The 26,637-nt window shown below is 43.8% G+C and carries 23 protein-coding genes and 2 pseudogenes; 11 read left to right on the top strand and 14 right to left on the bottom strand.

Annotated features, from left to right (window positions below; genetic code table 11):
- Nucleotides 1-96: 96 nt before the first annotated feature.
- Nucleotides 97-1,014 (bottom strand): DMT family transporter, encoded by a 918-nt coding sequence (locus AABW11_RS11950; protein ID WP_340105338.1) that lies wholly within the window; start codon nucleotides 1,012-1,014, stop codon nucleotides 97-99.
- 5 nt (nucleotides 1,015-1,019) lie between these two features.
- A complete protein-coding gene (locus AABW11_RS11945) occupies nucleotides 1,020-1,427 on the bottom strand; it encodes a DUF4293 family protein (protein WP_340105337.1) in 408 nt (135 codons plus the stop codon).
- A gap of 490 nt (nucleotides 1,428-1,917) precedes the next feature.
- On the opposite strand from AABW11_RS11945, the gene AABW11_RS11940 reads away from it, so the two are divergent.
- A complete protein-coding gene (locus tag AABW11_RS11940; RefSeq protein WP_340105336.1) occupies nucleotides 1,918-3,303 on the top strand; it encodes a PAS domain S-box protein in 1,386 nt (461 codons plus the stop codon).
- A 67-nt stretch (nucleotides 3,304-3,370) separates the two neighbouring features.
- Here AABW11_RS11940 and AABW11_RS11935 read toward each other — a convergent pair whose 3' ends face one another.
- The 3 genes from AABW11_RS11935 to AABW11_RS11925 form a co-directional block, all read right to left on the bottom strand.
- A complete protein-coding gene (locus AABW11_RS11935; RefSeq protein ID WP_340105335.1) occupies nucleotides 3,371-3,787 on the bottom strand; it encodes a DoxX family protein in 417 nt (138 codons plus the stop codon).
- 139 nt (nucleotides 3,788-3,926) lie between these two features.
- Complete coding sequence (locus tag AABW11_RS11930) at nucleotides 3,927-4,883, bottom strand: NADP-dependent oxidoreductase (protein ID WP_340105334.1); 957 nt, start codon at nucleotides 4,881-4,883, stop codon at nucleotides 3,927-3,929.
- 54 nt (nucleotides 4,884-4,937) lie between these two features.
- Nucleotides 4,938-5,609 carry an FAD-binding oxidoreductase gene (locus AABW11_RS11925; RefSeq protein WP_340105333.1) on the bottom strand — a complete coding sequence of 224 codons (672 nt, stop codon included), beginning with the start codon at nucleotides 5,607-5,609 and terminating at the stop codon, nucleotides 4,938-4,940.
- Between the two features lie 184 nt (nucleotides 5,610-5,793).
- Between AABW11_RS11925 and AABW11_RS11920 the strand changes: the two genes are divergently transcribed.
- The 4 genes from AABW11_RS11920 (at nucleotide 5,794) to AABW11_RS11905 (ending at nucleotide 9,933) form a co-directional block, all read left to right on the top strand.
- Nucleotides 5,794-6,132: a gamma-glutamylcyclotransferase family protein gene (locus AABW11_RS11920; protein WP_340105332.1), complete on the top strand. Its 339-nt coding sequence runs from the start codon at nucleotides 5,794-5,796 to the stop codon at nucleotides 6,130-6,132.
- A 107-nt stretch (nucleotides 6,133-6,239) separates the two neighbouring features.
- Nucleotides 6,240-6,776, top strand: a complete 537-nt coding sequence (locus AABW11_RS11915; RefSeq protein ID WP_340105331.1) for a CIA30 family protein — start codon at nucleotides 6,240-6,242, stop codon at nucleotides 6,774-6,776.
- A complete protein-coding gene (locus AABW11_RS11910) occupies nucleotides 6,773-7,834 on the top strand; it encodes a flavin monoamine oxidase family protein (protein ID WP_340105330.1) in 1,062 nt (353 codons plus the stop codon). Before AABW11_RS11915 ends, AABW11_RS11910 begins: the two co-directional genes overlap by 4 nt.
- A gap of 458 nt (nucleotides 7,835-8,292) precedes the next feature.
- Nucleotides 8,293-9,933: an acetolactate synthase large subunit gene (locus tag AABW11_RS11905; protein ID WP_340105329.1), complete on the top strand. Its 1,641-nt coding sequence runs from the start codon at nucleotides 8,293-8,295 to the stop codon at nucleotides 9,931-9,933.
- A gap of 390 nt (nucleotides 9,934-10,323) precedes the next feature.
- Here the strand turns inward: AABW11_RS11905 and AABW11_RS11900 are convergent, their stop codons facing one another.
- From AABW11_RS11900 to AABW11_RS11890, 3 genes and pseudogenes are all read right to left on the bottom strand, one after another.
- On the bottom strand, nucleotides 10,324-10,656 hold the full coding sequence (locus AABW11_RS11900; RefSeq protein WP_340105328.1) for a rhodanese-like domain-containing protein: 333 nt from the start codon (nucleotides 10,654-10,656) through the stop codon (nucleotides 10,324-10,326).
- A 241-nt stretch (nucleotides 10,657-10,897) separates the two neighbouring features.
- A pseudogene (locus AABW11_RS11895) lies at nucleotides 10,898-11,170 on the bottom strand (DUF6768 family protein); the annotation flags it as partial.
- Between the two features lie 122 nt (nucleotides 11,171-11,292).
- A complete protein-coding gene (locus AABW11_RS11890; protein ID WP_340105327.1) occupies nucleotides 11,293-11,493 on the bottom strand; it encodes an RNA polymerase sigma factor in 201 nt (66 codons plus the stop codon).
- A gap of 505 nt (nucleotides 11,494-11,998) precedes the next feature.
- Between AABW11_RS11890 and AABW11_RS11885 the strand changes: the two genes are divergently transcribed.
- Nucleotides 11,999-12,385: a hypothetical protein gene (locus tag AABW11_RS11885; RefSeq protein ID WP_340105326.1), complete on the top strand. Its 387-nt coding sequence runs from the start codon at nucleotides 11,999-12,001 to the stop codon at nucleotides 12,383-12,385.
- A gap of 49 nt (nucleotides 12,386-12,434) precedes the next feature.
- On the top strand, nucleotides 12,435-13,019 hold the full coding sequence (gene nudK / locus AABW11_RS11880) for a GDP-mannose pyrophosphatase NudK (RefSeq protein WP_340105325.1): 585 nt from the start codon (nucleotides 12,435-12,437) through the stop codon (nucleotides 13,017-13,019).
- A 736-nt stretch (nucleotides 13,020-13,755) separates the two neighbouring features.
- Here the strand turns inward: nudK and AABW11_RS11875 are convergent.
- Nucleotides 13,756-14,922 (bottom strand): Na/Pi symporter, encoded by a 1,167-nt coding sequence (locus tag AABW11_RS11875; protein ID WP_340105324.1) that lies wholly within the window; start codon nucleotides 14,920-14,922, stop codon nucleotides 13,756-13,758.
- 111 nt (nucleotides 14,923-15,033) lie between these two features.
- The gene (locus AABW11_RS11870; protein WP_340105323.1) at nucleotides 15,034-15,864 is read right to left on the bottom strand and encodes a GNAT family N-acetyltransferase; all 831 of its coding nucleotides are present in this window, start codon (nucleotides 15,862-15,864) and stop codon (nucleotides 15,034-15,036) included.
- 358 nt (nucleotides 15,865-16,222) lie between these two features.
- Here AABW11_RS11870 and AABW11_RS11865 point away from each other — a divergent pair, with 358 nt between their 5' ends.
- Nucleotides 16,223-18,166 carry a calcineurin-like phosphoesterase C-terminal domain-containing protein gene (locus tag AABW11_RS11865; RefSeq protein WP_340105322.1) on the top strand — a complete coding sequence of 648 codons (1,944 nt, stop codon included), beginning with the start codon at nucleotides 16,223-16,225 and terminating at the stop codon, nucleotides 18,164-18,166.
- Between the two features lie 97 nt (nucleotides 18,167-18,263).
- On the opposite strand, the gene AABW11_RS11860 is transcribed toward AABW11_RS11865, so the two are convergent.
- Together AABW11_RS11860 and AABW11_RS11855 are read right to left on the bottom strand one after the other, a co-directional pair.
- The gene (locus AABW11_RS11860; protein ID WP_340105321.1) at nucleotides 18,264-18,986 is read right to left on the bottom strand and encodes a M15 family metallopeptidase; all 723 of its coding nucleotides are present in this window, start codon (nucleotides 18,984-18,986) and stop codon (nucleotides 18,264-18,266) included.
- A 376-nt stretch (nucleotides 18,987-19,362) separates the two neighbouring features.
- Entirely contained in the window at nucleotides 19,363-20,253 is an 891-nt protein-coding gene (locus tag AABW11_RS11855; RefSeq protein WP_340105320.1) for an SDR family oxidoreductase, read from the bottom strand.
- A gap of 356 nt (nucleotides 20,254-20,609) precedes the next feature.
- Here AABW11_RS11855 and AABW11_RS11850 point away from each other — a divergent pair, with 356 nt between their 5' ends.
- The 3 genes from AABW11_RS11850 to AABW11_RS11840 all read left to right on the top strand — a co-directional run bounded on the left by AABW11_RS11850 (nucleotide 20,610) and on the right by AABW11_RS11840 (nucleotide 24,087).
- Nucleotides 20,610-20,933: a cupin domain-containing protein gene (locus AABW11_RS11850; RefSeq protein WP_340105319.1), complete on the top strand. Its 324-nt coding sequence runs from the start codon at nucleotides 20,610-20,612 to the stop codon at nucleotides 20,931-20,933.
- An 814-nt stretch (nucleotides 20,934-21,747) separates the two neighbouring features.
- Complete coding sequence (locus AABW11_RS11845) at nucleotides 21,748-22,506, top strand: 3-keto-disaccharide hydrolase (protein ID WP_340105318.1); 759 nt, start codon at nucleotides 21,748-21,750, stop codon at nucleotides 22,504-22,506.
- 174 nt (nucleotides 22,507-22,680) lie between these two features.
- Complete coding sequence (locus AABW11_RS11840; protein WP_340105317.1) at nucleotides 22,681-24,087, top strand: Gfo/Idh/MocA family protein; 1,407 nt, start codon at nucleotides 22,681-22,683, stop codon at nucleotides 24,085-24,087.
- 286 nt (nucleotides 24,088-24,373) lie between these two features.
- Here the strand turns inward: AABW11_RS11840 and AABW11_RS11835 are convergent, their stop codons facing one another.
- Complete coding sequence (locus AABW11_RS11835) at nucleotides 24,374-25,027, bottom strand: DEAD/DEAH box helicase (protein WP_340105316.1); 654 nt, start codon at nucleotides 25,025-25,027, stop codon at nucleotides 24,374-24,376.
- Between the two features lie 57 nt (nucleotides 25,028-25,084).
- Nucleotides 25,085-26,525, bottom strand: a pseudogene (locus AABW11_RS11830) (TOTE conflict system archaeo-eukaryotic primase domain-containing protein); the annotation flags it as partial.
- Nucleotides 26,526-26,637 lie beyond the last annotated feature (112 nt).

Genomic DNA, 26,637 nt, shown 5'->3' with positions numbered 1-26,637 from the left:
ATTGTGTCCAAGATCTGACAAATTACTGAGATCTTCCAATGTTATAGAACAATCTAACAGAACCGCTTCCAAATGACTGATTTTTATTTATTTAGTTTAATCTTTGAATGTCGGCCTGTTCACGCGGCGGTACCATGTCATTGAAACACCAATTAGGATAATTGTCATAGCCCCTATTGATAAAACCGACGGTACTTCACCAAATATAAAATAGGCTGCAATTGCGGCAAACACACCTTCAGAAAGAACCAGCGTAGACAGAAGTGTGGGCGACACGTATTTCACAGCAAAATTTATAGAACCATGTCCAAGAATGGTCGGGCCCAGTGCAAGGCCTACTCCCACCAGCAGTGCCATGCCGCTAAAAGCCGGAATTCCCCCCACCCAGATTATTGCAAGGGTAATGCTTGTTACTGTAGCATATAAATACACATAGAAGACATAGTCGAGCCAGTCGGTATATTGACGAATCTTTCGGCCCAGCATAAAATAGGCTACAAATATAACCGCCGCCGTAAGGGCCAGGGCATTTCCAAAAAGAGCATCCGGAAATGCCTCAAGACTGGCTTCATCCGCTATGCCAAGAAGGGCTGATCCCATAAAAGCGACAAAAACTCCGGCCCAGACAATTCCGCGAAAACGCCGCTTAAATACCAGGCTTTCCGCTACAATCAGCATTACGGGATGAATAGTTACAAGCACTGAGGCAGACGCAACCGATGTGTAGTGCAGTGATGCAATCCAGAATGAAAAGTGTAGCCCCAGGCATATTCCCGTCAGTGCCAACAAAAACCTGCTAATGCCAAGTGACTTTAGTTCGGATATCGTTTTTCTTTGCGGAAACCAAAAAGGAAACAAAAAAAGAACAGCGAAGCCGGTGCGAAGGGCAGCAAGTGCCAGCGGGTCTGTGTCTGGGGCAAATCGTACCATAATCGGCGCCATGCCAAATGTGGATATACCAACAAGCAGAAGCGCAGTGATTTTACCGGTTGAAACGTCTGACTGAGCATTCAAAATGGTCAGCGGATCCGATCCATCGAATCAACCAGTTCCTGGTCTTTTTTAATCCGGCGGCCTGCCATCCATAAAAGCACAAGCGCTAACACAAGCAAAGCGGTGCTGACCACCTCTTCCCACAAAAAACGTCCAAAGCCACCCAGGGTGAAAAGTATTGCAATAGCTATACCTAATGCAGCGATCTGAAAATAGCTCGCGGCTTTCACCCATTTAATTTGATTAACTCGGTTGCCATATAGAAAAATTGAAACAAAGCTTAGCACCATTGCCACAGTCAGAAATCCGGCAAAGGTTGTCCCTATCCAACCAGACGGATCGTTGAGCGCGTGCCTGTAAATGGGTGAGAAAAAGATTGAAAGATTTATAAGCACAGCCAGTGACAGGTAGACTGTTTGTATTCGTTGGATCAAACTGAAGTATGTTTAGTGTGATGGATATAATTAACCTGAAAGTTTCCGGTCGTCGCAGACTTCAGGCCCCGCTTAGGTAACGTATATTAGAATAAACAAAATATGAAAATAGAGATGCAGAAGCTAAGATGTAATTCCCGGCATCTTGCATCGACTTTAAATTGGGGAATATCAGACCAAAATATTTATATACGGGCCAGTAATGCCATTGATGTTATATATGCTACATAATCTTCAACGTCTATTGATCAATCATATCAATTTCTAAAAGATCTCGGCTCGGAAAGTTACTCCCAGCGAAAGACTATTCTTATGATCTGGTTGGCTCCTGAATTTTTTGTATCCGCTATTTCTGCATGTAAGGAAACTATCACAGATTCTCTTTTCAATTATTGATTATAGGAAAAATAGATCATTCCTAATTTTTTATTTCATAGCTTGTATGAATGAATTCCTCCATCTATTTTTACAGCATAATTTTTGTACCTATATGTCATCTACAGTTGAGTCTACATACCGCCTGATATTTGAAAATGCCCCTATCGGAATTGTTCATTTCGATAAGAAGGGGATACTTACCGCATGCAATCAACAGTTTGTGGAAATCCTGGGATCATCCATGGATAAACTGATCGGAATTGATATGACGAAGCTGCCCGACAAAAAAGTTTCCGAATCTGTAATGATGGCACTGAATGGAGAAAAAGGGTTTTACGATGGCCACTACAAGTCTATTACTTCAGGGAAAATGACCCCCGTAAAAGTGATATTTGCTCCTATTCAAACTGAAGGCGGCACAATTAATGGTGGTGTGGGACTGGTGGAAGATATCAGCGAACAAGTTAACCTTAACCGTGCACTCACAAAATTCAGGCTTGGGATAGACCGATCGTCCAATCCCATCTATATTACTGATCAGGATGGTTATATTCAGTATGCTAATCCCGCGTTTGAGGTTCAATACGGGTTTAGCGTTGATGAAGTGATTGGTAAAACGCCACGAATTTTAAAATCAGGCAAACAAAGCGACGTTTTTTACGAGAGTTTTTGGGACACTATTTTATCCGGAGAATCAGCTGAAGGACAAATCGTCAACAAAACGAAAGAGGGGGACCTGGTGAATGTTCACTACTCGACGAATCCCATTATTGATGATGAGGGTCATCACATTGGCTATATTGCCATACAAGATAACATCACAGACCGGGTTGAAATGGAGGCAAAAATCCGTCAATCATTGAAAGAAAAAAATGTGATGCTGGCTGAAATTCATCACAGGGTAAAAAACAACCTGGCTATCGTATCCGGTTTATTAGAACTTGAAACGCATGATAGTGACGACGAGCAAACGATTGACTTCATCAGAAAAAGTCAGACGAGAATCAAGTCGATGGCCATCGTGCATGAGAAGTTGTATAAAAGCAATAATCTCTCGAACGTAAATTTACGGGAGTATGTGGAAGAGCTAACGGATACCATCCGCACCAACTGGACTGATAAGAAATCTTCTCTTAAGTTTATTCTTGATATCGATGAGGTCGACATCAATATAAACCAGGCAATTCCACTTAGCCTGATTATTCATGAGCTTATTACGAACGCCATTAAACACGCTTTTGACAGTCATCCGAAGGGACAGGTTGACGTTAAAATTAATGAATCATCCAGCCAGATCAATCTCAGAGTGTCCGACAACGGAGATAATGTTCCGTTGGATTTCGACTTAAATTCATATCAAAAACTGGGGCTATCGCTAGTTCAGATTCTCACAAAGCAACTGAACGGTATTTTAGAATATGACATATCTGGCGGATTAACTTTCAGGCTAACGTTTGAGAAAAAGAATTCAAAAGGCTCCTCTGGAAATTGTTTATAAAGCAGAAATAACGCTTTAATTCGCCGCTGGATAATTGAGAAATTTAAATTTTATCGGCTTAATCGCTTCATTTACCCCACAATCTTTTATCCAGCGAATATTTTCCGGGCCCTGTTAGAAAAAGGACTACAAAAGAGATCAGAAAAAACAAACCCAGCTCTTTCCTGCCAAACGGGTCTCCGGCATGTGCTATGAAAACTGCAACTATCATAGTGATGATCAGCGGAATGAGGGCAATACGAGTCCAAAGACCAAGCAGTACAAGTATGGCACATATAAATTCAGCGAATGCGACCAGGAATAAAGATGGGGCTTCGCCGATACCGAGTGGATCACCGAAACTGAAATCACCCTCCAGTATCTTCAAGAATTTTGGAAACCCATGTGTCATAATCAAGGCCGACGCACCAATTCGAAGCAGGCAGACGGCCACATCCGGGCTAACCCATTCGTCTAATCGAGGAGAAAGTAATTTTTTAAACATAGGTCTGTGTCATCGGTGAAATTTGAACAGGTTGAGACTGCTGATAGTTATTCTTCGATATTAAAACCTCAGACTTCTCAGCTCCTCACGGTTTTTTAGCTAACTCAATCATCACTTTATGATAAATATCAATGGCCTATCAGGGTTTGATAATAAGCTTGCCACGATTGTGAAGTGTTTCAACATCTTTCAACGACTGGGCTGTTTCATCAATGCTGTAAGTTTTTGTTGATGGAATCTTTAACTTACCGTCATTAGCCAGCTCCGCTAAGTGGGCCAGCTGCGATGAATTCGGCTCTACAAACACATATTGATAATTTACATCCCAGCTTTCGTCGGGCTTACTTTTTGTGATGGATACAACTTTTCCGTTATTCGACAACACGCCTGATTCCATGCATTGGCTCAGAGAATTTCCCCTTGAGCAGTGAAAAATTAGATCGACGCCGTTTGGAGCCAGCTTGTCAACCTGTTGACCTACTTGTGTATCGCTGTAGTCAACAGCTTCATCAGCACCAAGCTCTTTCATGTATGAATGATTCTTCTCACTTGCTACTCCAATAACTGTCGCTCCGACGGATTTCGCCAGTTGAATTGCCAGCGTACCAACTCCTCCGGAAGCACCAAGAATGAGCACAGTTTGACCATTTTCTAAACTTCCAGCATCAAATATCGCTTGGTAAGCGGTCAGGCCTACGAGCGGAATTCCGCCAGCTTCCTCCATCGAGATTTTTTCCGGGCGCCGGGTCAGGTAACTTTCAGGAAGTGCGATATACTCGGCAAATGTGCCGTGCTGAATCTTTGGGCGGCGAGCGTATGCATACACTTCATCACCTTCTTTAAACCGGCGGGCAGCAAATCCATTCTCCTCCACAACTCCGGCCACATCCCATCCGGGGATGACAGGAAATTCAGTCGGGATTGCATCTTTCAGCATGCCCCGGGCCACAGCTGCATCCACCGGATTCACACCGGCAGCTTTCACTTTCACAAGCACTTCTCCCTCACCCGGTTCAGGCTTATCTATGTCTCCGGTTTTTATATTATCCAATTCACCAAATTCTTCGTAGTAAGCTGCCCTCATAGTCTTGCCCATAATTTCTCCTATTTAAATTATTAAAATTCTGATCTTTTTGATTTAACAAATGAATTACTCTTCAAAAACAAGTGCGTCCGGATCCGCTCCGAGTTCTTTCAAATATTCCATCATGTTTTCATTGAAAGGCTGCGGTCCGCAGACATAAAACGGCTGACTGAAATCATCAATTTTTGAATCCAAAAATTCTTCGTCAATATAACCATCAAGGAAAATATGGTCTTCCGTCGGTTCATCGGTAATTACGTTTATAAACTGGTCGCCGAGTATCTCTTCAAATTCCTCTTTCAGGATTATATCTTTATCTGTGCTGTTGGAAAAAATAAGTGTATTGTTCCCTATCTCGCCTTTCTTATGGAGATCCCTGAAGATTGCTATAAATGGTGTTACGCCGGCACCCCCTGCCAGGAATACGCCTTCGCCGGTATACTGGATGGTTCCCCATGGATCGTCGATAATCAGGCTATCGCCCGGCGTAAGCTTGCCGATCTGTTCTGTAACACCGTTGTGATCAGGATAGATTTTTATCGTGAATTCAAGGTGTTCATCCTCATTGAGGGATGTAAATGTGAAGGGGCGTTTTTCGTCCCGCCAGCTGTCTTTATCAATTGAAACCTCCGTTGCCTGGCCCGGTTCAAATGTATAACCTTCAGGTTTTTCGAAAGTCAGCCGTTTTACGTTGTGAGTAACCATTTCAGTGTCAAGAATATTTACAGTATATGCCATTGCTAACAATTTATTTCTTATTAATCTTGTTGATATATGACAATTTTAAATCGTTGAACATTCAATTAAATTTAATCTGACTACAGATAATTAGTTCGCAACCTGACGCAGGAGATGCTCATTTTCAGGTTCTACGATAATCTGTACATATGTCTCAATATTTTTACTTGTAATCAGTTTAATTATGCCTGACAGACTATTTGTTTACGGGACACTCAAACCTGGTGAATCCATGAATAATCTGCTAAATGATATTGGTGGAACATGGGAAAAAGGTACTGTACAGGGAGAGCTTATTAACGCCAACGATATTCCCGGCTTCCCTTACCCGGGCGTAATACTTGATGATGCGGGTGATACCATAGAAGGTTATGTTTTCACCTCTGAAAACCTCTCGGACCACTGGGACAAAATTGACAGGTACGAGGGCAGCTACTATGAGCGGGTAATCACTGAGGTAATGCTCGAAGATGGGTCCGTAACAAACGCATTCATCTATGAACTTAAAACTGATAAAACTTAATTTACCGGGGACTGACATCCTATTTCTAACCCGATCTTTTACAGTTCAGGAACGAATTCAGTTGGGTGTGCTTTTGAGCAACACATTAACATTACAGCTCCAGCCCTATGAAATACCTGATCGTAACAATATTCCTGATTCTCTCCCTTAACGGAGATATTATTTTTGATTTCTCCCCAACATCTGACATTCGAAACTGGCGAATTGTGGACGACGTCGTAATGGGCGGAAGGTCCAATGGTAGCTTTTCCCTATCGGAAGATGGCCATGGCGTATTCAGCGGAGAGATATCACTTGAAAATAATGGGGGCTTCTCATCGGTACGATATGGCATTAACGATTTACCTGTAGATGATAAAAGTTTCGTACATATTCGGCTAAAAGGAGACGGTAAAACTTACCAGTTCAGAATTAAGCATAACCGGCGTTATGAATACGCTTATGTACATGAATTTGAAACATCCGGAAAATGGCAGACTATTGAAATCCCCATTGACAGTATGTACCCGGTTTATCGCGGACGGCGTCTGGACCGTCCAAATTTTGACTACGATTCGATTGAAGAGCTAACCTTTTTGATCGGCAACGGACGTCCACAGACCTTCCGGCTTCTCATCGATAAAATTGAACTCGTCACAGAATGAACCGCCCGTCTGTTGTAATTATTGGCGGCGGACTGTCCGGACTCACCCTCCATTACCTTCTCCGCAAAGATGGGTTTGATAGCGTGATCCTTGAGGCAAGGGATCGGGTTGGAGGCAGAATTGTGACAGCTAAAGACGATAAAGGGGCGTCCATAGACCTGGGCGCAACATGGCTGGGGCCGGCACATAAGCGTTTGCAAGCGCTTATGAATGAGCTGAAGGTGGCACCTTTTGAACAACACATGGGTGAGAAAGCCATATATGAACCCAACTCAATGACGTCCCATCAGATCGTAACCCTGCCTGCAGGACAGCAACCAAGCTGGCGGATCAGGGGCGGAACATCGGCCCTGATTCAGGCCCTATGCAATAATGTCGGTGCCGGCCGCATTCACACTGGTCAGCAGGTGCGGAAAATATCTGAGAAGAATGACAAACTCCTGGTCGTGACCGAGACAGCCGAATTCGGAGCTGACATTGTAGTCTCTACCCTTCCCCCGAAACTACTTTGGGAATGTGTAACTTTTGAGCCAGAACTACCCAAAGATATCTCGGAAATAATGTCGACCACTCATACCTGGATGGGAGAGTCCATCAAATTCGGACTGAGCTATGATCACCCATTTTGGCGCGAAAAAGAAAGCACCGGAACAGTCTTTAGCAATGCCGGACCGATAACCGAGATGTATGATCATTCAGACATCGGGGGATCTCATGCTGCACTGATAGGTTTTTTAAATAGCAGCTATGTCTCCCTTACCCGCGACCAACGTCTGGAAAAAATCCTTAGCCAGCTACGCAGCTATTACGGAGAAAGAACGGATAGCTATCGAAACTACTTTGAACTTGTGTGGGCGAACGAGCCGTTCACCTATTCCCCATATGATCGGCACCTGCTGCCCCATCATAACAATGGTCACGAAATATACCATATGCCGTTGTTCGATGGCACATTCTTTATGGCGGGAGCAGAAACCTCATCTATATCTCCCGGATACATGGACGGTGCCGTTCGCAGTTCGGAACGGGTATTCAAACAAATTAAGGAACAGTTTTAGCTTCTTTAAAGTCACAACTATTCTACACCGCAATCAAATTGTAACATCTTTAAAAATCCAACAATTGTTCAATTAATGGACTGGTAGAGATGCAATTGAATCCATTAATCGATGAGTCACTCATCAACAGACATCTGTTTTTTTTATTGGACTGCGCAAACATAACGCCTTCTATTATAAACCCAAAACCTACTAAATCCACCATCTAAATAGTATCTCCGAGAGTCAGCTGAAGAGTATCGATACCCCCGGGAGCGGGCAGATGGGCAGTTTTGCAGATCAATCTTACGATTCAACGGAAATCTATGGGCACGAAAGCCGTCATTTTAATGCTTTATAGCTACGTGACTGACAACTTAGGACTAAGTATAAACTGCTGGAAAGGCAGTTATTTTCTTATCGCTTAGTCAAATATTTCATGATCCTTTATCCATTTAACCTTTTGCACCATCACTAATATGAAAGCATCCGACCTTTTTGTAAAAGCCCTTGAACATGAAGGTGTAGAGTATATTTTTGCAGTCCCCGGGGAAGAAAACCTGGATCTGCTGAACTCCCTGAAAAGTTCTTCAATCAAATTAATAGTTACGCGCCACGAGCAGGGTGCGGGGTTTATGGCGGCGACCTACGGCCGGCTGACCGGCAAACCGGGTGTCTGCCTCGCTACGCTTGGTCCGGGAGCAACCAACCTGATGACACCGGGAGCTTATGCCCAGCTGGGTGCCATGCCCATGATGATGATTACCGGCCAAAAACCAATCAAAACAAGCAAACAGGCCCGGTTTCAAATTCTGGATGTTGTAGATATGCTTCAGCCGATCACGAAGTTTACCAAACAAATTGTAAACGGGAATACCATACCGTCACTGGTTCGCGAGAGTTTTCGGCTTGCAACAGAAGAGAGACCCGGAGCGGTGCACCTTGAGCTTCCTGAAGATATTGCCCGTGAAGACACTGACACCCACCTGTTTGAAGTAGTGGGCCATCGGCGCCCCGATGCTGATGAGGAGGCGATCCGGAAGGCCGCTGAGATGATAGAAAATGCCGAAAAGCCTCTGCTCATGGTCGGTGCCGGGGCTAATCGCAAGAATACAAGAGATGCGTTAACAGAATTTATTGACCGTACAGGCATTTATTTTTTCTGTACACAAATGGGAAAAGGCGTCATCGATGAACGTCATCCTCAATACCTGGGCACGGCGGCACTATCCGATCATGATTTCCTCCATCGCGCGATTGATGAATCGGATTTAGTGATAAATGTGGGGCATGACGCTGTGGAAAAACCACCCTTTTTTATGCATGAAGGCGGGAAAAAAGTGATCCATCTGAACTTTTTCCCCGCCGAAGTAGATGCCGTCTATTTCCCCCAGCTTAACGTTGTTGGAGATATACGAACTTCTATTAAAAACATCTGTCGCCATATCAGCGAAGAGACGGAATGGGATTCCGCTTTCTTCAGGCTGATCAAAAAAGATGTTGACTCCCACCTCACTAAATATTTCAACGACACACGCTTCCCGATGCTGCCGCAGCGGCTGGTTAGTATTATGCGGGATACTCTCGCCGATGAGGATATCATCACGCTTGATAATGGCATTTACAAAATCTGGTTCGCACGAAATTATAAATGCTATTCCCCTAACACACTGCTGCTGGACAATGCGCTGGCAACTATGGGAGCCGGTCTGCCGTCAGCAATGCTTGCAAAACTGATCAACCCTGATAAAAAAGTCGTTGCTGTCTGTGGTGACGGCGGGTTTATGATGAATTCACAGGAGCTGGAAACGGCGGTTCGTAACAACCTGAACATGGTGGTAATCATAGTCAACGACAAATCGTATGGAATGATTAAGTGGAAGCAAGAGGATATGGGCTTCGATGATTTCGGTCTCGATTTTGATAATCCCGATTTTGTAACCTATGCTGAAAGCTATGGCGCTGTTGGCCACCGGCCTGAAAGTGATGAAGATTTTCAGAAAACACTCAATAAGTGCCTGAATTCCAAGGGTGTGCATGTCATTGATTTAAAGATAGATTACTCACTAAACCATTCCATTCTTAACGTTCTTATCAAAGAGAAAACGCAGTCTCTGTAACCTGGAAACGGGAAAACATAAAATCCCGCACAATCGTCACGTTTTCAAAGAAGATTTTGGATACCAAACTGCGGTAAAAGCAAGTGACTCAATAAATGACAGCCTCACTCCGAGACGCCATATCCTTAGTCCATGTTCACTGTGCAGTTTTACCTATTTGTTCCAGATCGAACATGGCGGATGGCAGCGCTTTAGGTGCGAAATGTCAGCAACCCTGTCCAACGACCACCCCAAATGATTTTATTGAATACGACGCAGGCTATCTATTTGAATATTACGGTAAATATTTAATTCAGAGCTCGGGTGATGCTGCGCCTGCAGCGCCTATTTAAATTTGGTCTGCTTGTACTACACAAATTAACTTTGTGACCCTGTAGAGTGTCTATTTGCTTAGTCTTCCTTTTTCACCAAATCGAATTTTGATTTCAGCCAACCGGAGAGTCCCGCCTCAAAATCATATACGTTGGTGTAACCCATCCCTTCTAACTTTTCGGCAGCTTCCGGTGAAGCGGTGCAGTCTTCGTTTGCGCAATAAACAATAATTTCCTGATTTTTATCAGGCAGAACGGTACCAGCAATATTATCAATTTTTGCTGTGGGAATATTGATGGAGCCCGGAATATGTTTTGCCTGAAAACTGTCTGCATCAAGCGTGTTAACCAGTATAGTATCTTCAGTTGAGTTCATACTTTCGCGAACATCATTTGCTGATAAAGTATTCATATTGTCACCTCTGTTTAGTGTTGACGTGTCTTGATTGACTCTATTTATCATACGCCATTCTTGAAATAGGTCATTTGATGTAACAGGGCGTATCCAGACACATTTTTACTTGTCCAATAAACAAAAGATAAAATACTTTCATTTAACACAGACGGAATAAATGTAGCGGCTATCTGTCCAAAGGTTAAAGCTTTACAACCATATAAGATATTATGTAACCGTATGCCGCCAGTTCCTGTAACTATTGATCAGATTTTTTCTCCATCAGCACAGCCACCTGGAACTCAAGGCGTTTCATTTCGCGCAGGATGGAATCTTTATCCATTTGCATCCACTGCCAGAGTTTAATCATGATCCCAAAGCTCCAGGCGATAAACAAGGCCGCCGTATATTGAAGGATCTCCACGACATCAGGTGATGTGAAAAGCTTATAGCCACAATAAACCGCAAAAACAACCGCAATTGTATGTACTGTAGCAGATAAGATTGCCATCCGACCAAACCTGCCGCGATACTGTCTGCTGACCTTTTATGGCAGCCCCTGCTCCTCAAGCGAAGCGTAAATTCAGCCTCTTCTTAATTCAATGATTCTGAGATTAACCGATCGATTTCCTTTTTCATTTTCAATTTTCATAGCTATTGCTGTTCGTTATTAATGATAGATTTTAACTTTTCCCGCGCATAAAACAGCTTCGATTTAACCGTGCCTTTTGACACATCAAGAACGCTGCTGATTTCGGACAGGTTTAGATTTTCCAGGTAAAACATCGACAAAACTATCTTTTGCGACATTTGAAGCTGCTGAATTCCCACCCGGATGTCGTGCAGCGTAACCAAAAGTTCGAAATTATTTCTACAGGCTTAACCAGATCTTGCCTAATACAGATTAGAAGATGACTAAAAATTCAGTGATTACTTATATCAGTATAGCTTCTGCCTGTTCAGACAGAAAGTGAAGCATGACTGCAGAGACCAATATTCCAATGATTCCCACAACCTATCGAGATAATATCAATCCTGATATATCCACCATTACCGATTGACTCGAACATATCGTAATTGAGCCCAATAAAGCGAGAACACAACCCATCATCACAACCCGTATGATGTTCCATTTTGCGTCACCAGGTCGTTCCTGCTCACTAAATAGAGTATTTAAAATCTGTGTTGTCATGAATCTATAATCATCCGTTTGATTGAAGCAGAGTGTAGTAACTTTTGCTATATAGTCGGACAAGTAAACCAGAGGTTCACTTTTTTCCAGATACTGTTACCGCGGCAAGTAAATACTGGAGCAAAGCCAGCGTTTAAACTTTTTGCAACTTCCCAATTCCAGAATAGTATGAACGACATGCGTTATACCACCAAATCCTTATTCCTGATTGATGCTGCAGGTGCATGTACAACCGCACTTCTCTTAAGCCAAGTACTGGCACGATATGAGTCGGTTTTCGGAATACCCGTGCACATTCTATATATCCTGACAGCGATCGCTATCTGTTTTGCGATCTACTCTTCCTCGTGCTATCTCTTGGTAGAGAAAAATAAAGCTACATTCCTGAAAGTGATCGCAGCTGCCAATCTGCTCTACTGTATCCTCACTCTTGGGCTGATTATTCTATACGTGATCACATTAACCTGGATTGGAATCGCTTACTTTATCGGGGAAATAATGGTCATATTGACGTTGGTATGGCTTGAGCTTAGAACATCAAGAGAGCATCTGTGATCTAAAAATTCTGGATCCAAAAACATCAACCCATTAGCCCTATCTGTCAATGAATAACGAGAGGATAAAAATTCTTAAAAAAGAAACACTCTCGGATAACTGGTATGTCCTGAACAAGGTGACGTACGACTATCAAAAAAAGAGTGGCGAGTGGGAAACCCATGCCCGCGAGGCGTACGACCGCGGAAACGGGGCAACAATTCTCCTCTACAATAAAACAAAGCATAGCGTAATCCTGACCCGCCAGTTCCGACTGCCCACGTATGTGAATGGCAATAGCACAGGCATGCTGATTGAAGCGTGTGCCGGGTTGCTTGATCAGCGTGATGCACTCAACTGCATCAAAAAGGAGACGGAGGAAGAAACGGGTTACAGAATCAAAGACGTGCTGAAGATATTTGAGTCCTACATGTCGCCGGGATCAGTCACGGAAATCGTGCACTTTTTTGTCGGGGAATATGACGAGAAGATGAAAGTGAATTCCGGAGGCGGTATCGCTGACGAACAGGAGTATATAGAAGTGTTGGAACTCGATTTTGACGAAGCCTTTGCTATGATTGCTACTGGTGAGATAAAAGACGGAAAGACCATCATGCTGCTGCAACACGCAAAAATTCATGGACTGATGAAATAATTTGCAGGCTAACCACTACAAAAAAGGATCCTCATGCTGCTGAGTTCCTCTTCAATTGAGCGGTATGATTATTTTTCAGAGACCTATTTAGGCATTACTCAGTGTGAACCGCAGAAGATGATTGCTTCATTTATTGGCATTGACCCTCAGGCTTTAAGCACGCTTAGAAAAGATCGGGCTACAGGTAAAAAAATAACCCCTCTCTTACGCATTTCTTCATCTACATGAATGCAGGTGAACCAGAAGTGACCTTGAAGCGTCTGAAGCCCTGATTGTTTCGGGCGGAAGACCTCCAAGCGTCACGGCCCACGCTGGCAACTGAACGCGAACGCTTCAAGGACCTTCGGACGCTTGACGGTTCTTAGCTAAAAACCTCTTTCATCGCCTGGCACCAGAAGTGACCTTGCAGCGTCTGGAGCCCCTGTTTCATCGGGCGGAAGACCTCCAAGCGTCACGGCGTCGCTGACAACTGAACGCGAACGCTTCAAGGACCTTCGGACGCTTGAAGGTTCTTAGCCAAAAATCTCTTGCTTGGCACCAGAAGTGACTGGCGGTTTAGATGATGTCGGCTATTTTCTGTTCATCAATCTTAGCGGATATGTTCATCTTGTTCCGTGAACCTTTATGTCAATCGTTTCTACATCCGCTATCATCCTTAGTTTTTATGGAAATTACGGGCTAAACGCCTCTGAGTGATTCACACTTTAAAACGACCATTTATCAGTGGCAATTACAGTCAAAAAAGTACCCTTGAAATCACAAGTGCAATGAGCGGAAAAATAAAAAACAGAGACAGGATATAAGCTCCAACGAACCATTTATTTTTTTGGGTTATTTCGGCCATTTTCTCTGCGATGGTTGGCGGAATATTTCTCAGCAACGGAATACAAAAGATGATCAGAATCGCAAATACATTAAATAAGAAGTGAAGCAGCGCAATCTGAAGCGCAAGTATGGCAGTTGGGCCTGTAATAGCAGTAGCAGCGAGAAGAGCCGTCACCGTGGTGCCGATATTGCCACCCAGCGTAAACGGATATACCTGTTTCATCGACATTACCCCGCTGCCCGCCATGGGGACGATCAGCGCTGTAGTTGTTGATGACGATTGAACCAGGATTGTAATAAGACTGCCTGCCCCTATCCCCGAAATCGGACCACGACCAACCGCCGTATTCATAATGTCCAGTGCACGTCCGGTCATTAGCTTTTTAAGTATCTTTCCGATGCTGTGAACAACGAAAAGAATGATCCCCACTCCGGCGACAATAAGCACAATACCCTGCCAGGTGCCCTGTAAAAGTGATGAAGAGAACATGATCATGTCAACAACCGGTGCAATGGCAATGGAGATAATATTAAAGCCACTGACGCTTACGTCAGCCATGACGGCATCACCTGAAACTAATCCGGCGAGCCATAAAGAAATATTCTCAAGTGGATGGAACAGCAATTCGATTGGCAACAGCAACACAACGGCAAAAACGTTAAAACTATCATGAACCGTAGCTGCCGAAAAAGCGCGCTTGAACTCTTCGCCGTCTCTCACGTGCCCAAGGCTCACGATTGTACTTGTAAGTGATGTACCAATGTTGGCCCCCATCACCATTGGGATGGCCATTGATATGGGCAGGCCACCGGCAACCAGCCCTACAATAATAGACGTGACTGTACTTGAACTTTGAATAGTTGCCGTGGCTACAATTCCAATCATTAGAGCAATGACCGGGTTTGTGGCGAACTCAAAGAGCTGAGATGCAGCGCCTCCGCTGGCGATTTCAAACCCATTACCAATAATTGATACCGCCGCAAGAAGCAGGTAAATCAAAAGTATGACTGCCCCCCACTTGTAGAAAGGTGTGTAACCACCTAAAACAGTCTTCAGTTTATCTCGCGACGTGGTCAATCAGTTCTCCATCTATTCGCTATTCATGTAGCCACAATTTGTAAAGTAAAAACCAGCCATTATTAAAAAGTTACCTCAGTATTACGCAGATGTTATCAGCTGATGGGTCAATCATCCTGTTTGCAGCAATAGGTCTCTTGTAAAAAACCGGTATATCTGTGGATCCATTTGGTGAAAATGAAGCATAACAAGATAGTCGATTGAGCCAAATTCCCGGTCTATTGCAGGGTCACTGCAAACTTTGGCACCAAAATCGAGATATTTCTGGAAGAGCATGGGTATTTCCGGTACTGCCACAGGTGCATCAAAGTTCCTACTCGGAAAGCATTTATAATCTTGCCTTGCCGAAACTTTCAACCCTCTGGCAACATATTTCTTCTCCTCCAGACTATTCATTAGAAATAACCCCTCATCGTGATTTCGCGAAAATAGCGAGCAGCACCCCAACAATGTTGTTTTACCCATACCAATCAGAGACGCTGCGAGGCCTTTCCACAGCATATATAGCACCCTGCCATTTCGATGGTCCTTATGAATGCATCCGCGGCCGATTTCAATAGATTGCTTCAAAAATGGACTTGGAATGCCACTAATATCAAACTGAGTATTTGCGTAGAATCCTATACCCATATCCGCCATTTCCCAGCTTTGCAGACGGTATGTCCCCACTACCCGCCCCGATTCTCTGTGCTTTACGATGAGGTGATGGCACTGCGTATCATAATCATCCATTTCCAACCCCTCACGATCAAACCTGTCACCTATCGCTTGTAACTCCTTTTTGAAAACCTCATATCTCAGCTTCAGTGCCTGCTTTACATCGTGGTCGTTTTTTGCAATTGTTACAAAGTAACATGCTTCTGTAATCGTAAACTGAGGCGGTTCGGTCTCTGTGATTTTATCTTGATCTTCAAAACACTCAATTTCTCTGCTTTTAAACATGACTCTTTTTTTACTAATCTATTACAGTTTCAATCAGCCTCGCAGCGCTGACATATTTACTTTTAATATCGATTAGCAGTGTTACGATAGAATGTATTGAGTATTAAGCTTAGGACACTTTAGCCTAAATTGGCTGTAAGTTTGTTGAGTGGATTATTTTATATCAAAAAAAAACAGCACTCAATCCCTAAGTGAGATATTATTAGACCTATTACTCTGCTTTAAATGAAGTGAGATGGCTAAGATATACACATTAATATTTACTCTTTCTTAACCTTGATGAATACAAGAGTTGAGTATGTTAAATAGTTATATGAAATTGTATGCAATCAATCCTGTTCAAATCAATACTCCAACTATGACTGCTCGACTATTTTTCACTCTGCTTGCTCTTCTTATTTCAGCGAATGTATCAAACGCCCGGCAGTGGATCGGCCAGCCGGAAATCATTAATGACGGATTTGGCGAAAACACAATCAAAGGGTTTGTATTTGAAGACATCAATCTGAATTCCTCATTTGATGACGGGGAGAGTGGCATGGAAGGCGTTCATGTCTCAAATGGCAGAGACTGGGTCACAACAGACCAGAATGGAGCCTATGAAATTGAGGTTCGTGACGATATGGATCTCACGATTGTTCAGCCTTCGGGCTGGCAGGTCCCCACCGATGAGCGCATGGTTCCGCAGTTTTTCTATATCCATAAGGAAACCGGCACGGGTTACGACATGCGATTCGGCGGTCTCTCTCCAACCGGCCCGGCACCCGAACAAATTAACTTCCCGCTGACTAAAACTGAGGCCTCTGGCTCCAGCTTTTCCTGCGCTATGATTGGAGATTCCCAAACCTACAGCAACGAACAAATTGGCTGGTTTAGAGACGGAGTAATGACTGACGTGATCAACTCAGGGCTCGGGCAGTCGGACTGCATGATCTATCTTGGTGATGTAGTAGGTGATGATCTTGGACTTTTAGATCGTCTTCTTCGGGTCGGCGCATCTGCCGGCATTCCTCAGTGGCTGGTTATCGGAAATCACGATATCGATTTTGACGCCAGAACCAACAGCGACAAAGCTGATAGCTGGCGACGGATTGTGGGGCCAAGTTATTTCGCATTTGAACAGGGAGATGTACTTTTTGTTGCTCTTGATAATGTAGTGTATCCGTGTAACGAAGAGGATGTTGCCATGGGCCACGATTACTGCAATAACGCAGACAATCCACGATACAACGGACGAGTAACGGACACTCAGCTTGACTGGCTTGAGGGGCTGATTGAGCGCACACCCGACGATCGGCTCATCGTTCTTAACCATCACATACCATTTATTTCATTTGTGGATCACGGCAGCATCACGCATCAAACCGACAACCTTGACCAAATTCACAGCATGCTTAACGGCCATGAAGCGCTGTCCCTCTCAGGCCATACGCATACCATTGAAAACCATGCGCCGGGTCAGCTTTTTGACGGCTGGACCGAGCATACAGGCACGGGACCTCTCCCCTTTCGTCATATCATAGCGGGCGCTGCATCAGGCGCCTGGTTCCAGGGAGATTTCTCGATAGACGGCATACCGATGGGATTGCAGCGAATGGGTGCGCCAAAAGGGTTCCTAAGACTTGATTTTACCGGCACCGACTACACCGAGCAGTATATAGGCGATCGTCTTGGAAAAGAGCGCGGACAGTGGGTTGCATTGAATACACCAGCTTTTCGCGAATGGTTTGATACGATTATGGCCTGGAATCGTGAGAATCCGGAAAACAGAGCCCCGCTGCCACCCGCATCTATTAACGACCTTCCGGATCCAAACATCCTGACACCCGCCGATTTTGATGAGACCGTCTGGCTGACAGCAAATGTCTGGGCTGGGTCTTCCGAAACAATTGTTGAAGCCCACCTGCCTGACGGAACTATCCTCACCATGGAGCGAACGCAAGCAGGAGATGGGGAATCTCAGAAACTTGGTGCTGAGTGGGCAGATCCGTTCGCAGCGGCCAGGCAACTGTCCGTTGCCAGATATGCGTTTCAAAGCCGGTCAGGTGACGAGCGTGCACAGGGTCATGAACTCTACCGCGGGAGTCAATTCGGGCCTGCCCCTCCTCAGCCGCAGCGAACCATTTCTAACAGAAATATGCACCTATGGCGCGTACAGCTATCGGTTCTGCCCTTAGGTGTACATCTAATCGAAGTGATCAGCACTGATCGCAATGGGCGTACATTTTCAGATACCATCACCATAGAGGTAGTTGACGAGCGTCCCCCGCGGTATTGGCGTCAGGAGCTTTGGGAGAATTGATTTGATATGTTTATGCAAGGAGAAGAGTTTTCAGGTCAATCATCTCCCAATGATTCGGAACGGGTAAACCGGTTCTTACCCCTAAATTTTGGACATATCAGTAATTCTTCACCTTCACGGAAACCCCATTCACGTAGTTGGCAACCATATCAATCTGTGGTGCAAGATCAGAACCTTCGAATCCGGTGATATCTTCATTCGTGATGTTCTGATTGTAGAACTCCAGGTAATGATCAGCCAATGGCATGTACGTCCAGTGCCATCTCTCCTCCTCATAGCCGTTGCGGCCATTCAGCGATTTATCGGTGTAGGGCTGATAGAATCCGTAGTCGTTGGCGTGAGTCGTGAGCCAGTCGTACACTATCTTTCCTTCTCCCTCTTTAAACCAGCTATTGGTCAGATTGTTGAGGTCAATATCGGTCCCCCAGTGGTGGCGCGACGTCATTGGCATGGAGCTGTATAGCAATATGTCTCTCGCTTTGGCCATCCCTGTTTCTTCCTCTGAGTTTTCCCATTTACGGTCCCATATAAATTTTTGAACCATAAAGTTTCGCGTACCTGAAATAACTATCAGCTCAACACCATCCGCTTCCGCATGTGCCGCCATATCCAGGAAAGCTTCGTATGTCGGTTTCTGTAGATAAATCTCCTTGTCAGACAGACTATCGGCAACACGTACAAAATCAGGATGATCCTCAAACTCAAACTGACCGGTTACAAATTCTACGGATCTGTTCTCGGGGAACGAGACCTGATTTATCGCCTGAGTTTCGGTTTCATCTACCATTGCTTTTTCAGGCTCGGCCTGACAGTTAACCATTAATATACATAGAAGAAGAGGGATGAATCTCATGTTGCAGTTAGGCTGTAAAGTTGACATTAACCATCTGAAGATAGTGATAAGTTTTATTTGTTGTCCAAAACGTAATACAATGGCATAACGAACGACTTATACCTAACACTGAGATTCTCCAAAAGGGCGTCATCCCGTGCTTGATGCGGGATTTCCCGTTTCAATATAGGCAGGAGATACCGGATCGGGTCCGGCATGACAATATTGACAGTAAAGTTCTTTATTAAACGCCTTTTTTGGACAGCCTCAATAAGCTTAAAAAACCCGCTCGGTTATAGCTCCTGTGGGCGGATCTTGTGTCTTGCTTTACCTTTAATCGGTTCTATAAAAACAGCTGCACCACTTAACTTTCACCCAAAGGAGATCTCCACAACTCTTTCCACTCCAGGTCACCAAAGTAATCCTTTGCAAATGCTTCGAACGAACGGGGCTCCTGCCCGGTGATCTCTTTAACTGAGTCGGTAATAATTTGGGTGCCTTTACCTTCCCTGTGGTACTCTGCCAGGGCAAGCTGGCCGCTGATCAGCCAGATTGGAAAATCCTGGTCTCGCATTCTGGTCCAGGCGTCATCAAACGATTCCGGGACATACTCTACCGTATGGGCCAAAACATCAGAGAGAACGGCAGCGCAGTCATGGTACGAAATCGCCTCTGGTCCCGACAGCGTGTAGGTTTCTCCGCTATGGCTGCCCCCGGATAATATCTCTTTGGCTGCCAGGGAAATATCCCGCGTGTCGATCAGGGGAATTTTAGCGTCACCGGATGGTGAATAGAACATCCCATCTTCCCGATTGATTGAATCTTCCTGCTCAATTAGATTCTGCATATATACGTGAGGACGGAGCATGGTCCATCCCAGTCCGGATTCTTTTAAATACTCCTCGACAATATAGTGCCAAACACCAATTATTGATTTGGAGTGTTCAGACGCCCCAAGAGCCGATAACTTAACCACATGTTTAATGCCCGCTTTGTTAGCAGCCTCGATGGCGTTCGTCTGTAATGTCACCATCTTTTCCGTATTCCCGGTTAGAAGAAACAGTTTATCGCATCCTGAAAAAGCGTCTCTCAGTGAGTCCGGGTCTTCTAAATCGCACTCGACCCAGGTTATATTCGGAAGCTCCGATTTTCTTGGCGGATTACGGGATAGTGCTTTTGCTTCAACGCCAGACTCAGACAATAGCCTGATGAGTTCACTTCCAATCGTGCCGGTTGCTCCTGTAACTGCAATCATAATACTCTCCTTATATTTTATTATTAATCTTGATATGTGTATTAGAGGAATTTTTAACCTCTTTATTTATCCTAACAATTAATTGCTGCCTGAAAATTCAAAATAAATCGCGCAAATATACAGTCACTATTCCTCACCATAATATGCTCCTGTCTGATGAATCGAAATCATGCTATTTATTTAAGAACCTGGTCCCTCACGATTATCATTATAATAATATTCAGATTAGACTACGACCTGTTACGCCGGCACTTATCCTTTTGCCTTTTTGATGAAATAAATATCCTTATGAAATGACTGAGGCGCGACCTGTGTTTTATAAGAAGTAAAGATTAACTAATTATATAAAAACTATTATGAATTCAGAGATAGAAGAAACATCAAAAGGAAAATTGCCGGAAAAAGATACACCCAAAGAAATCCTGGCAACGGGTGAAAACGTTGGACTCAGAATCTGGAAAAATGAAGAGCCCGGCGCGGATAAAGAATTTCATCGAAGTGCCTACGAAACAGTTGGTTATGTTCTTAAAGGCAAAGCAGAGCTTCACCTGGCTGACGAGGTAAAAGAACTTACCGAGGGCGACTCTTACTTTGTACCCAAGGGATCTGAACACAAATATAAGATCCTCGAAACATTTACGGCCATTGAAGCAACATCCCCTCCTGCTCATCTACAGTGAAGCGGTATACTTTTCTTTTAAATATTACGAAGCCCGGTTTTTAGCCGGGCTTTTTTATTTATGGCTATGTTGATAGGTGTGGGTAAAAATAAATACCCTTTTATTCTTGTAAAATACAATTCCAATCTACACTGGTATTTTGAAGTCAACAATACGATCCTGTCCCGATTAACATAGAACCTTATTTATTCACCATCACTAAATAGTTCAAACCCTCAGCATTGTATTCACCAACCTGAGCAGCGACTTTTAATTTTTCTAATTCTCCAAAGGCCCACACATATAGGTAGAGTACAAAGAACATTGCAGGCTATCTGCTATGTTTATAAAAGCTGTGTTCAAATCGGTAGCTAAAACCTTTAATTATGGCTTATGGCTACTTGGATTAACCCCAACTTTTCGATAAAACTCTGAGCGATTAAACTCTAAGGCCATATCATTTTGAGAATTTATCTCCTTCCACTCGATTATCTCAACTATATTTATATATTGTTCCAGTTATTTCACTAAAAAATTTAACGCTCAGCAAGGCTAAGATGACATAGCGGCGGTAAAGTTGTGCAGCTGAAGGATTTTTGAGCAAGCGATTTTACCCTTTCACTTATTGATTCTTTAGGAAAACGAAACGAAGCGTTAAATTTTTGCCGTGAAGACTCAGTACCTTTGTTAAACACGTAACATTTGATCTTAACTTATATATCGCATGTAACTATACATATTTCAATTAAATTACTGTGATATATTCAGGTTAACGGCCTTTTTAATTGACAATCCCGATCAATTGTTCAGCTAACTGAATCAAATATTTTGACTTATGAATAATCTCTACATTACAAAAATTAAACTTCTAGCTATTACACTCTTTTTTTTCGCATTTATCGTAACGTGTACGGAAAGTAATGGCCAGAACGATGATTATACGTCTATTTTTAATGGACAGGACCTTTCCGGATGGATGATTCCCGAAGGTGATGGCGGTCACTGGCAGGTCATAGACGGGGTAATTGATTACGATGCAATGAGTGAAGCGGAAGGAGATAAAAACCTCTGGACAGAGGATGACTATGGAGATTTTGTTCTCCGCATCGATTGGCGGCTTAAAGATACTCCCTTTACCAATCCAAATGTTCCAATCATTCGGCCTGATGGTTCTCATCAACTGAATGCCAATGGTGAGGCTATCAGAATGTCAGTCCCTGATGCCGATTCAGGTATCTATTTGCGTGGAATGTCGAAAGCCCAGGTTAATATTTGGAGCTGGCCAATCGGTTCAGGTGAAGTTTACGGATACAGAATGGATTCCAATATGCCACCTGAGGTAGTTGCCGGAGTTACACCCTCAACGTTCGCTGATAATCACATCGGTGAGTGGAATACGTTTGAAATTACGATGATAGGAGACCGTTTGACTGTCGTCCTCAATGAACAAACAATCATTGAAGATGTGCAGCTTCCCGATGTAGACGATCGCGGACCTATTGCACTTCAGCATCACGGCAACAAAGTTGATGGAGAATGGGCAAGTTCACCTTCCCTTGTTCAATTTCGAAATATTTACATTAAGGAGATTTGATCTCTTTCACGAATTGGCGAATTTTTTAGCAATCATTTTCAGCCCCCGATTTGATGAAACGAACAACAGTAAGATAATCTGCCAGAGTTAAAAGTAATTTTTAGTCGATATTAAATAATCATTCTGATTTTAAGCACAAATACCAACTTTTGATCACTTAACAAGGAGTTTACCATGTCTGATATTTCTCGCAAGAATTTTCTAAGAAACAGTGCTTTTGGTATGGCTGGCCTGGCTTTTAATCCTTTTAAGGGAGAAGCAGCAAGTCGCTATGAAGAACTTAAGAGCCGGGACTGGAAAAAAAAGTTTGCAGCAAATGACCGTATCCAAATCGCTACAATAGGCATGGGAATTATTGCTCATTATGATACGCCCACCGCACTTGAAGTTCCCGGGGTGGAGTTAGTAGCTGCAGCCGATTGTTATGATTCACGTCTTGTACGAACTAAAGAGGTGTTTGGTAAAGATGTATTTACAACTAAAGATTATCGTGAAATCTTGAATCGGGATGATGTGGATGCCGTTCTTCTGTGCACGCCAGACCATTGGCACGCCCGGCATTCAATTGATTTCCTGGAGGCCGGTAAACATGTTTATTGTGAAAAACCAATGGTCCAAAAAATTGAAGAGGGGGCAGACGTAATCAATGCAGACCGTAACAGCGATGCTGTTCTGCAGGTTGGCAGCCAGTTTACCAGCGACCTGATCTTTTTGAAAGCAAAAGAGTTGTATGAATCCGGAGCTATCGGGACATTGAACCAAGTAGTGGCCGTCTATAACCGTAACTCTTCTCTGGGAGCCTGGCAATATTCTATGCCTGAAGATGCTACTCCTGAAACGGTGGATTGGGACACATTCCTTGGAAATGCTCCCGATGTATCCTGGGACCCAAAACGGTTCTTCAGATGGAGATGCTATGATGATTACGGAACAGGCGTTCCCGGTGATCTTTTCGTACACCTTTTCACGGGTATTCATACAGTATTGGGCTCTGCGGGGCCAACACGCATAGCTGCTGCCGGTGGCCTGCGTTCCTGGTTTGACGGACGAGAAGCACCTGATGTGATCAACGGCCAGTATCACTATCCCGAAACAGACAATCACCCCGATTTTACACTTACTTTGCAAAGTAACCTGGCTGATGGCGGCGGTACGGGTACGCGATTTCAGTTTATCGGCGATGAAGGTGCGATGGAGGTATCTCCGGGAAATAATGTAAAATTAACCCGGATTCCGCGTAGAGAACCCACATTGGAAGATCTCAAAGGCTATAACTCTCTGCTCACATTTTCAGAAGTGGTTCAGGAAGAGTTCATACAAAATTTCAAGCAAGAACATGCCGGCGAAGTACAGTTTCAACCCGAAATGAATCAGACCGAAGAATATCGCACTCCTGATGGGTACGACTCAAGACTGGATCACTTCGTGAACTTCTTTGACTCAATTCGAAACGGATCTCCTGTCTTTGAAGATTCTACATTTGGGTTCCGTGCAGCAGCTCCCGCCCTGCTAACGAACACCAGCATGGATGAAGAGCGAATGATACGTTGGGACCCTGTCAACATGAAAGAGATAGCATAAATACATCCGGGATGCACAGAGCGGCAATGAACCGCTCTGCCCGTTAATGGGTGACTACTTTATGAGAATTAATTTGAAGACGGAGTTATCACAAGTTTTCTAAATTCAATAGGTCCGTGATCTCCCTGAAGCATAATCGGCCCGGGTTCATGGATAAAATCATTCAAACATTTTTTGTTTGAGAGAGCGGGTCAGGATATTTCTTCGCTCACTCGATAGTATAGTGATAAAATGGAAATCTGAAAAAAAGGTTTTCTGTCAATGGCCTCTTTTTGGAGCAAGCCCTCTACAAATCCAGTGTTACCTGATTGGCTTTTCGAATGTCATTGTAAAACCGGTTCCTCTTTTTGAATAACTTCTCAAAATAACTGATCTGACGATCACGATAATCATATATCACAGGCAGCTGGTTCGACCGCGTTATCCGGCCGATATACTGAATCAACTTCCCTTTAAAGGCAAACGGGTAAACCAGGAACAGGCAGTCAAACCGATCCACGTCGATTCCTTCGCCAAAAAACTGGCCGGTGGACAGCACAATCTGAAAATGACCCGCCCGGATCTGTTTCATTTTAGATAGCTGGCTTCCTTTGGAGTCGTCCCCGCTCAGGCTAATGGTCTCAAACTGTTCTTTCAGATAAAGGTTCAGTACCTCGATATGGGCTTTACGCTCTGTAAGCAGTAAAACGGTCTTTTTCTGATCTGTAACTTTTTTCAGATCGTCGACGATTAGCTGATTTCGGGCAGTGTCATGGACCAGTATTCTTGAAAGAGTTTCGTAATCATCAACCTTATAATCAAACGGGACCTGCAGTTTTGTATTTCTGATGTTAATCTGAATAGTTGCGGATTTATCAGAATTAAGATAATCCGAAGGTATTTCAGACAGAATATTTCCGATATAAACGTAAATCAGGTTTTCATCATTATTCTTCCGCATCGGGGTGGCCGTGAGCCCATACAAATAATAGGATTTATACTGGGTGATGCATTCTCGAAATGTCTTCGCCGGAACATGATGGCATTCATCCACAATAATTGTCCCGAATGAATCTTATTTTTTCACTGATTTCCTGCTGTTTCAGGGTTTGAATCATCCCTACTGAAATTATCTTTCCCTCTTTTTTATGAGATCCGGAATACCTGCCAATCTCCCGTTCAGGAATCCCGAAAAAAGATTCAATTCGGTCAATCCATTGATCGAACAGCTGCTTGCGATGCACCACTATGAGGGCCGGCTGGTGTTTTCGGACAACGAGCTCCAGCGCCATAATTGTTTTCCCAGATCCGGGCGGAGCTACAAGCACGCCAAAGTCCTTTTTTGTTGTCGGCTCTAATGCTTCTTGCTGCCATGCGTGAAGTTTTATACTTGAATGGAAAATAACCGGAGAGAGCTTCTTACGCCGATCCTCAATGCTATATTGAATATCCTGTTTTTGAGCAAAAGCAATCAGTTTCGGTAAGAACCCTCTGGGTATTGTGATGCTGTCATCCTGCTCATCAATTAGTTTGAAGTATCTTTCTATCTGCCAGGTACTTCGCCCCATCCGCTTTTTCACCAAGTAGTCCGAATTGATAAAATTTAGCTCATCCCGGATATATTTAATAATTTCAGGAGATAGCTTTTCTCTGTTTAGCTTCACCTGATTGCTCAAGACAATTTGAAGCGTTTCGCTGGATGCAGAAGGACTTACGGTAGATTTTGAAGAAGAATGATAAATTGAGCGGTAGATCTGATCAAGTTCAGCAGTTGTTACTTTCTGAATACTCTCCAAAAAGCTCCACTGATCATTGAGCGCCTGCTCGGTTTCGGGATCAATGAATGAGCTGTTTCCATCAGCCATACGGTTTTTATTGAGCGGCAGGGCAATCAAGTGTCCAAATCCTTTACCAGAATGTGAATCCTGATTTGGGAACAGTCGGTCGAAACTTGCGTCTTTTTCAAACTCCGAAAGTATGCCTGCGTTTCGCAACAGATTGAAAGCAATTTTCCTGCTCTTCCAGGCGGGATACGGTTCCTGGAAAAAGATCCACACATGACCTCCGTTTCCGGATCTGGACCGTTCTAAATAAGCAGGAATTTGATACTGCTTGCAGATATTGATGAATCGGCGGCTTTCATCCAGCCAGTTCTCCCCGTCAAAGTCAGCCGCTAAAAACCAAGATGTATTATTCTTCAGCAGCGGGTAGATTCCAACCGTTTCTTTACCCAACAAATGATTTTTGATGACGTGTGGTGTCAGAGGTGATAACGTTTTGTGTTTGAAATCCTGAAATGTCCCGCCAAGCGCTTTATGCTTCTCATACCGTTCCCAATCCACATCATAAGCCGGCATATATCCGCTGCGACCCTCCTTTTCCCAGCGTCTGGCATACACATCTTCCCGACCTTTGAAAAGAGATTGGAAGAGTTTGATTTGCTGAGCAGTGATTGGCATGCTAAAAACTGAGAAGAGTGTTTCAGTTAACTTAAAAGAATAAATCTTTGTTGGAAACTGAAATATAGAAGTGAATTTGAACCACGGAGGCTTTTAACCACAACTTGGGTAG

The sequence above is a fragment of the Rhodohalobacter sp. 8-1 genome, from assembly GCF_038150125.1.
Lineage (GTDB): Bacteria > Bacteroidota > Rhodothermia > Balneolales > Balneolaceae > SW132.
Note: the sequence above shows the minus strand (reverse complement) of the source record. Positions and strands in the feature narration are given on the sequence as shown.

Coding starts and splice junctions, on each gene's coding strand:
- AABW11_RS11940 (WP_340105336.1), top strand. CDS start 1,918: ATGTCATCTACAGTTGAGTCTACATACCGCCTGATATTTGAAAATGCC.
- AABW11_RS11935 (WP_340105335.1), bottom strand. CDS start 3,787: ATGTTTAAAAAATTACTTTCTCCTCGATTAGACGAATGGGTTAGCCCG.
- AABW11_RS11930 (WP_340105334.1), bottom strand. CDS start 4,883: ATGGGCAAGACTATGAGGGCAGCTTACTACGAAGAATTTGGTGAATTG.
- AABW11_RS11925 (WP_340105333.1), bottom strand. CDS start 5,609: ATGGCATATACTGTAAATATTCTTGACACTGAAATGGTTACTCACAAC.
- AABW11_RS11920 (WP_340105332.1), top strand. CDS start 5,794: ATGCCTGACAGACTATTTGTTTACGGGACACTCAAACCTGGTGAATCC.
- AABW11_RS11915 (WP_340105331.1), top strand. CDS start 6,240: ATGAAATACCTGATCGTAACAATATTCCTGATTCTCTCCCTTAACGGA.
- AABW11_RS11910 (WP_340105330.1), top strand. CDS start 6,773: ATGAACCGCCCGTCTGTTGTAATTATTGGCGGCGGACTGTCCGGACTC.
- AABW11_RS11905 (WP_340105329.1), top strand. CDS start 8,293: ATGAAAGCATCCGACCTTTTTGTAAAAGCCCTTGAACATGAAGGTGTA.
- AABW11_RS11900 (WP_340105328.1), bottom strand. CDS start 10,656: ATGAATACTTTATCAGCAAATGATGTTCGCGAAAGTATGAACTCAACT.
- AABW11_RS11885 (WP_340105326.1), top strand. CDS start 11,999: ATGAACGACATGCGTTATACCACCAAATCCTTATTCCTGATTGATGCT.
- nudK (WP_340105325.1), top strand. CDS start 12,435: ATGAATAACGAGAGGATAAAAATTCTTAAAAAAGAAACACTCTCGGAT.
- AABW11_RS11870 (WP_340105323.1), bottom strand. CDS start 15,864: ATGTTTAAAAGCAGAGAAATTGAGTGTTTTGAAGATCAAGATAAAATC.
- AABW11_RS11865 (WP_340105322.1), top strand. CDS start 16,223: ATGACTGCTCGACTATTTTTCACTCTGCTTGCTCTTCTTATTTCAGCG.
- AABW11_RS11860 (WP_340105321.1), bottom strand. CDS start 18,986: ATGGTTAACTGTCAGGCCGAGCCTGAAAAAGCAATGGTAGATGAAACC.
- AABW11_RS11855 (WP_340105320.1), bottom strand. CDS start 20,253: ATGATTGCAGTTACAGGAGCAACCGGCACGATTGGAAGTGAACTCATC.
- AABW11_RS11850 (WP_340105319.1), top strand. CDS start 20,610: ATGAATTCAGAGATAGAAGAAACATCAAAAGGAAAATTGCCGGAAAAA.
- AABW11_RS11845 (WP_340105318.1), top strand. CDS start 21,748: ATGAATAATCTCTACATTACAAAAATTAAACTTCTAGCTATTACACTC.
- AABW11_RS11840 (WP_340105317.1), top strand. CDS start 22,681: ATGTCTGATATTTCTCGCAAGAATTTTCTAAGAAACAGTGCTTTTGGT.
- AABW11_RS11835 (WP_340105316.1), bottom strand. CDS start 25,027: ATGCGGAAGAATAATGATGAAAACCTGATTTACGTTTATATCGGAAAT.